Source organism: Nocardioides sp. REDSEA-S30_B4 (genome assembly GCF_001627265.1).
Lineage (GTDB): Bacteria > Actinomycetota > Actinomycetes > Propionibacteriales > Nocardioidaceae > Nocardioides.
On the sequence record NZ_LUPI01000002.1, the window covers coordinates 1 to 7,060 of the forward strand.

The 7,060-nt window shown below is 64.7% G+C and carries 7 protein-coding genes; all 7 read right to left on the reverse strand.

Features of this window, described 5'->3' with window-relative positions:
- Positions 1–99: 99 nt before the first annotated feature.
- Positions 100–468 (reverse strand): hypothetical protein, encoded by a 369-nt coding sequence (locus tag A6R01_RS00545; RefSeq protein ID WP_292602302.1) that lies wholly within the window; start codon positions 466–468, stop codon positions 100–102.
- Positions 465–1,412: a hypothetical protein gene (locus A6R01_RS00550; RefSeq protein WP_292602305.1), complete on the reverse strand. Its 948-nt coding sequence runs from the start codon at positions 1,410–1,412 to the stop codon at positions 465–467. Before A6R01_RS00550 ends, A6R01_RS00545 begins: the two co-directional genes overlap by 4 nt.
- Before the next feature lie 285 nt (positions 1,413–1,697).
- Positions 1,698–2,618, reverse strand: a complete 921-nt coding sequence (locus A6R01_RS00555) for a zeta toxin family protein (protein ID WP_292602308.1) — start codon at positions 2,616–2,618, stop codon at positions 1,698–1,700.
- A 4-nt stretch (positions 2,619–2,622) separates the two neighbouring features.
- A complete protein-coding gene (locus A6R01_RS00560; protein WP_292602311.1) occupies positions 2,623–3,078 on the reverse strand; it encodes a helix-turn-helix domain-containing protein in 456 nt (151 codons plus the stop codon).
- Between the two features lie 642 nt (positions 3,079–3,720).
- Positions 3,721–5,001, reverse strand: a complete 1,281-nt coding sequence (locus A6R01_RS00565) for an SAVED domain-containing protein (RefSeq protein WP_292602314.1) — start codon at positions 4,999–5,001, stop codon at positions 3,721–3,723.
- Positions 5,001–5,495: a Mov34/MPN/PAD-1 family protein gene (locus A6R01_RS00570; RefSeq protein WP_292602317.1), complete on the reverse strand. Its 495-nt coding sequence runs from the start codon at positions 5,493–5,495 to the stop codon at positions 5,001–5,003. The genes A6R01_RS00565 and A6R01_RS00570 overlap by 1 nt, the downstream gene beginning before the upstream one ends.
- Entirely contained in the window at positions 5,492–6,931 is a 1,440-nt protein-coding gene (locus tag A6R01_RS00575) for a ThiF family adenylyltransferase (protein WP_292602320.1), read from the reverse strand. The genes A6R01_RS00570 and A6R01_RS00575 overlap by 4 nt, the downstream gene beginning before the upstream one ends.
- Positions 6,932–7,060: the final 129 nt, after the last annotated feature.

The following is a 7,060-nucleotide window of genomic DNA, read 5'->3' on the forward strand; positions in this document are numbered from 1 at the left end:
GTAGGAACCGCCATCTTCGGAAGACCTCGACCTCTATCCCGGTACCGACGCGCCGACCCCAGCCGCGTCGTCCGCTACACCCTCATCTGCGAAGAGCCCTCAATCGCTCGAGTTGCGGCCCATGCGGGCGTGATGCGCCGGCTCGTTCTCGTCAACCAGCACCATCTCGTGCCCAGCCAGATCGCCGGCGTCCAGGTCGACATGCGACGCCGTGTACATATCGAAGCAAGACTCCTCCGCGATGCTGTCCAAGAGAAGCGAGTCGATCATCGCTTCGTGCGCAGCCGATGCCCCGCGATACGGACCGACGACTAGATGACGTTCGCCCGCGTCGACGTCTCGCTCCACGAGAATCCAATGGGGATCGTGGATGGCGCCCGTCCGCTCGGTAACCCAGTGTCTGAAATGGGCGGCCGCATCGATTGTCTGGTCACTGTTCTGCGACGCCTCATTACCGATGAAGTTCACGATGGCTCACCGGCCCTTCTCTCCTCCTCGCGCCTCACGTCTCGCGGTTCAGTTGGACCGAGTGATCGTGAAGCTCTCAGGGCGTTGCGCTCGATCGTGCGGATGCGATGGCAGTTGGCGCAGACGACCTCGCACTTGGTCATCTCTTCTTCGATCTCGGTCCACGCCCTTCCGTTGGCGATCATGGCCGAAATGACTGCGGTCTTTCGTCCGCGGACGTGATCCCAGTCGAGGCCTCGCGCCCACTCAGCCCAACCGCAGTCCGCACAACCACGTTCGAGCTTGATCGCGTCGTTGCGGTCTTGAAATTGAACGCGGCGACGCCACGAGGGGGGCAGTCGCTCAGCCGTTCTCCAGGACGACGGTCGCTGCGCCATCGTTGTCATTCGGTGACACCTCGAGCAGCGAGGATCGCACTTGTCGAGCTCGGCGCGGATCCGGGCTGCCGAGGCACACAACTGCACCATGCGCGACACGTGCCCGACCTTCTCTGCGCTGTTGCGGTGGTCAGGATCGATCGCACGGATGTCGCTGTAGCCGCAGTCGACGCAGCCTTCTGCCTTCCACGCATCAACGATCGCCTGCAGCCGGGCGCGTGCACGACGTAAATCCTCTTGACCGCGAACCAGGCGCCGGGCCTTTGACGTGGCCAACGCCTTCTCTCGGTACACAGGGTTGGACCAGCGCTTCTTGTTGTAGCGGCGCGTCTTCTCGCGGCCTTCGGGCGTCTGGCGAGCCGCAGCATCGCAATCGCGGCACCGAGTCTTCAGTCCACTGAAGCGGCGCCGCTCGATACCGAAGTCAGCGGCCACGCGCATCGCCTCGCACCCTGGGCACCAGATCGGTGTGGCTGCCTGCACCTCATGGGCAGGAGGGCGGCGGTAGCGCTTGCGCTTGGCGGGAGTGGTTTCGTCGGCAGGGTCGATGGCCATCACGGCGTACATCCCGTCTCGACCCTGGGGCGTCAGCTGATATGTCCCTTGCTATCCCTCGCCACCGACATTTTCGGGGAATGCGATCGGCCCCGACACCACGCGGGTGTCGGGGCCGATCGAGGCGCTACGAATCAGCTGTCAGTTCTCATCCAGTTGTCAGTCCAGTTCTCATTGCGTCGCGACTTGTGCCGCAATGTGCCCGCATTTCCGCAGGTCAGGGCCGGTATAGGCGGAGCGGACTTGTCACTTGCTAACAACTTGCCAGCACGAGCGCTAGCAATCGAGTTGGCTCGGCTAGGCGCGGCGGCATTCCTCGCCGAGGCCGATCTCGATTGATCGGGCATTGGTCAGGAGTCGTCCGCACCGCACGCACCGTGCGCCGAACCCACGGTCACCTTCTAGCGCGGTGACGCCGGGGATGTCCCACCTACTGGCGCCATCGGCGTCGATGGTGGCTGTTCGTGCGGCGCCCTGGTGGTCGCGTACCAGTGTTCGCAGTCGCGCAGCGACGAGCATGTCAGTTGCCTCTTCATAGAGGTCGCGAGCGTGTCTTGCGCAGATGGAGATGAGGTCGACGTTGGTGTCGTAGCAGTCGTCGATGACGCTGTCTGCGATGAATCGACCACCCAGTGAGAGAGAGGCATCGTTGCGTCCGCGCCACCATCGTTCGCGGGCTTGGCGGCGTGCGGTGGTTCGGGGCACCTCGACGTCGATGATTTCGAGGTACTGGTAGTCGTTGCGGTCGAGTTCTCGGGCGTACTGCTGCGGTGTGCCTTCCCAGCGAAGCGTGCCTTCCATGACGAAGTTTCCGCCTAGCGCTAGGGACACGGCGCGGACGGCGTCGCCGATGTCGGTTGAAGTTCGGTGGACCCATGTCGCTACTTCGCCGGGCCGCACAGGCTGACCGTCGGGGAGGGTGTGGCGCCTCAAGTCGGTGAGGAGCAGCCGTCGCTGAAGACGGTCGAGCAGGAGGTCCTTGATCTCGTCGGGGTCGATGACGCGGTAGGTGGACCTCAGGGCTGCCAGCGTGGTGCTCTTGCCCGCTCCTGGGGGACCGGCAGTAAGGACCATGGCGCGCCCCTCGATGGCGCCGGGCTTGGTCGTTTGGCGGTACTCGTCGATGAGGTCGTCGTTGTCGAGATAGTCGCGCACGGTTTCGGGGGGAGCGTGCAACGGCCCTCCTGTTGCCAGGAGGGCCGTCAGTTCGTCATGCACGACGTCACGCGCTGACAGGTGGATGCACCTTCTCGGCGATCTGGTCGTACTCCTCCTGGGACAGCAGTCCGGTAAGGAGTGCGGTTCGGACCTCAGTCCATGTGCCTGGGATGGAACCGTCGAACGGCTCGGGTGCGTACTCAGTGAAGGTGTGCGGGTAAGAGACGAGCCAGTTGATGAGTTCTGCTCGGCTGCTGTTCTCTAGTGCCGCGCGGTAGATCTGCTCGCGTGGAGTCACAGGCACATCACCGCCGTCGAGTTCTACGGACTTCAGCAGTCGATGAACTCGGGGCTGAGTGATCTGAAGGATTTCAGCGATCTCGCGTTGTGTCTTGCCCTGGTCCTTGAGGGCCTTGGCTTCGCGCTTATCTTCGACGCGTACGAGGTACTCCTGAGCACGTCGTAGAACTGCCGCTCGCTCGATGTCAGTGAGCGAGTACCGCTGTTGGGTCAGGGTCATGGGTATCACCTCTTGATCCGTAGCGTATCACGCTGATACGACACGGATCACGCGTCCGTTTAGGCGCACGCTCCCGCGAGTGCTGGTTGCGACTCTGCCGAGACGCGTCAGAGCCTTCCATTCATGAGGCGGTCGGTTTGACCAGGGGGAATCACAACGACCTCGACGCCTGCATGCGGGCTATCCCAGGGACCGTCAACAACGAGCCGCACGACCCAGCCGTCGGGCTGGCACAGCAAGGCTGTTTCGATCAGCCGCGGTCCGGCGGCGTCATGCCCCCGCTCGATGAAGTCACGCTCGATGGCGTCGCGTACCGCTGCGGCTTCGGTCCTGGTCAAGGCATTACTGCCCCTCGGTGCGCGGGCTGTGATCGCGACATGTCGGGGACGCGCTCGTGTAGGGGTGGCCGCAGTCGGGACAGGTGCGTGTGAAGTCGAGGGCAGCAAGGAGGGCGATGTCTCGGGATTCCCAGGCGCGCCTGACGAGCGCTTGTTCCGGGTCGGGGAGGTCGTCGTAGGAAACCTGTCCAGATAGGACTGCGTTGACGACCTCTTCACTGCTCACCAGTCCTCCTTGCTCGCGGCGCGCACGACTTCTCTGATCGTGAGTGCTGGGTGGTCCGTTGTCCATGACGCGTAGGCCTCATGCGTGATGGACGCGTTCGATGACGCCACTGGGGGCGGAAGCGCGGATGTCGAGGGTCGGAACATAGCGCGGGCGGTGGTCCGTGCCGTGGTCGCTGTCGTCCCATTCGTAGGCGGTGATGCGGAGCGTGTTGGTGAGTCGTCCTAGCAGGACTGCGATGGGGAAGGGGCAGCGGAGGAGGAGGTGGACGCGTGCGTTGCCGTGGAGGTTGGAGAGGTCGCGGATGTGGGCTGCGGCTTCGGCTGCCAGGGCTGAGGCATCGTCGGGTCGGAGAGGTCCCTCGTGCGCGGTGGTGATGTGGGTCCACGCGGTCAGGTTCACGCGATTTTCGTCGAGGTGGCGTTGCCAGGCTGTGTGGCTGGGACTTGGCAGCAGGTCGAGGTAAACGGCGACTTCTGGGCGTCCGGCTAGCGGGTCAGGGTTGGTGGTGGTGCCGTTGACTTGGAGCAGCGGTCCGCGTGCTTCGTGCGGTGGGGCGGCTGACCACGTTGCGTCGCTCTGGTCGCGTACGTCTAGGTGCCCGATGCGGGTGGAAGGTAGAGCGGCCCCGAGGGCGAGTGCGACGGTGAGGTGGGCGCCGCCGGTGATGCGGACTCGGTTTGCTCCGGCACGTGTGACGGCGTCCGGGATGAGGCCGATTATGTCGGCGAGGTCGCGCAGCCCGTCGATGTTGGGGAGCCGCGGGTGTGTGGATCGCCGGAGTCGAATGTCGAGTTGACTGCCGGTGCGGTCGAAGACCTGCGCTGCGTTGCGGGTCTGGATGTTGACGTTGAAGGTGCCGCCGTTGGCAGCGACCTCATCTCGTTGTTGCTCGACTCGGAAGTTGAGCATCTTGCTGGTGGTGATGAGTAGCCCGTCGCGGGTGGTGGGCTGTTGGTCAACGCCGGTGAGGGTGCCGCCGCGTTGCCCGAGTCGGGTGTCGGGCGCTTTGTAGTCGAGACCGCCGTCGTCACGGGTGATGGCGTTGGCGATCCCCAGTGCGAACTCGGGGTGGTTCTTGTGCAGGTTGATGAGCGCGGGGGCTTCGACGAACTTGATGACGTCGCTCTCTGCGACGTCTGGGGTGATGACCAGGATGGCTCCGGAGAGTCCTTGGGCGATGGCTTGTTCGAGTCGCTGTTCGGTGTCACCGGGAGGGAGGTCGTCTTGGTCGCGCCAGATGGGGATCCCGGCTGCGCGCAGCAGCCACGCGAGTTCCGTGGTGATGCTCATGCCGTCGCTGTGTCGGTAGGAGATGAACAGCGGGTCGGTGGAGTTGAGGGTGGGGTGGTTGTCCATCACGGTTCCTCAGCGTGTCGTGGGTGCGGTAGGTCGCCGGTGAGGCGGATCTCGCAGGTTCGGGGAGACAGGGCGGTGATTCTGCGTGCGTCCAGCAGGTATCGGTCGCCTTGACGCCGAGCAATGACGAGCGTCGGGTTTGGCGTGCGGGGCCGGGTCAGGGAGATGAAGGCGAGCGTTGCCAGGTCGGTGTGACTGGGGCCGACGTCGGCGGGGTGGCTGTGCCAGTCACCGAGGTATCCGAGTCGACCGTCGAGGGTTCTTGCTTGGTGCACGGCGGGTTGGGTGACGCCTGCGGGTATCCGGTAGTGGTGGCGTCCGCGGTCGTCGCTGTGCAGTTCGATCGCGCGGGTGACCCATGGTTGGCCGTCTAGGTAGACGCCGATGAGGATTCCGCCGGTCTCGTCGGGATGTGAGTGCGCCGCGGCGGTGCTCATGCTGGTTTGAGCGCTTTCAGCGACGAGCAGTAGCGGGCGCGTAGGAATGTTGTTCATGGTGAGGGGGTGCTCGGTCCTGGCGGTCCGTCGAACGTGCCGGTTGTCGGGTAGTGATCGGCGATGGGTCGGAAGACGAGAGTGCGTTCGTCGGGGCGGTCGCGGCGTCCGGTGAGGAGGTCGACGGCTGCGTGGGCGATGTCGGCGGCGGTGGCCAGGACCGCGATGGGGGGTGCGTTGTTGACCGGAGCGGTGCATCCGAGTTCGAGGAACCCTGTGTGGGGTGCGGTGGGTTCTTCGGGTGGGAGTTGTTGGTAGGCGGGGTTGCTCCGGCGGGCGGCTATAGGGGTGTCTCCGTTTGCTTGGCGTCGGATTCGTGCCAGTGAGCCTTGGTGGTAGAGCGCCCCGGTGATGAGGGGGATGTCGTTGCGGCGGCACCTCTCTGCGAGGGCTGCGGTGACGTGGAAGGTGCCGGTGCAGTCGACGACGAGGTCGACGTCTCGGATCTGCTCGGCGAGTTCGTCGGGGGCGTGTGGCAGGGCGAGGCGCTTGTCGACTGTGGTCCAGGGCGCGTGACTCTTGATGGTGATGGAGACGCCGATGGTCTTCATGTAGCCGACGAGGTAGTCATCGCAGACGTGGCGCACCAGGTTGCCGCTGGTGAGGTCGTCGTCGTCGTGGAGGCGCAAGGTGCCTACGCCGCTGCATGCGAGTGCGAGGGCGACGTGTCCTCCTACCGAGCCGACACCGGCGACGAGAACGGTTTTGTCGCTGAGCGCGTCAGCATCGGGGCCTGCGCGTCGTTTGCGGGCTGCGATGTCGTTGGATGTCGCTGGGAGCGCGGCGGCTTGGAGGGTGGGTCCGGCGCCTGCGAACGCGATGACGATGGCGTCGTGTTCGCGGTCGTGGCGGGGCCATGCCAGGACGATGAAGTCGTATCCGCCGCTGACTTCGGCGATGGCGACGGACTGGCGCGCATCGAGGCCGCGTTGGAGGTCCTCTCGTTGCCTGCGGGTGAGGGCTTGTTCGATGTCTGTGAGGCTGCGCGGCGGGGGTCCGATGTTGTTGCGCAGGTAGAAGGCTCCGCGCAGTCTCGGTTTGTCGCTGTCTTCGGTGTCTTTGGTGTCGGGGGTGTCAGTGGTGATGCGGACCAGGCCGGAGCCTGCGACCGTGGCGGCGAGCGCGGTCATGTATCCGTTGCCTCCGAGGAGCAGGATGTCGCTGAGTGGCAGTTCGGCGTGGTGTTTGCCGTTGCGCTTGTCGAACAGCATGTAGGCATCCAAGGCTCTGTCTTCGACGTTGAACCCTGACTGGGCAGCCGTGGCCCATTCGTCTAGCCGCGTGAGGAGGACGTCGAGGTCCTGGGCTTGGACCTGTGCGGGGTCGTCTTCTGCCCACAGGCAGATCGTTCCTCCGGCTGCGTGATCGGTCCTGAGGCCGTCGACGTGGATGTGGGCGTAGCGCAGGGGCCATCCCGGGTAGACGTTCACGGTCATCCGTGTGGCGGTGGTGAGGGGTCGCAGACTGGGTCAAGTCCGCGGGCGTGGTGTACGAGGTTGATCCCTCGGTTGGGCGTGTCGTCAGGCTGTGAGGGCCTGGAGTTCTAGCTCGGTGCTTGTCACCTC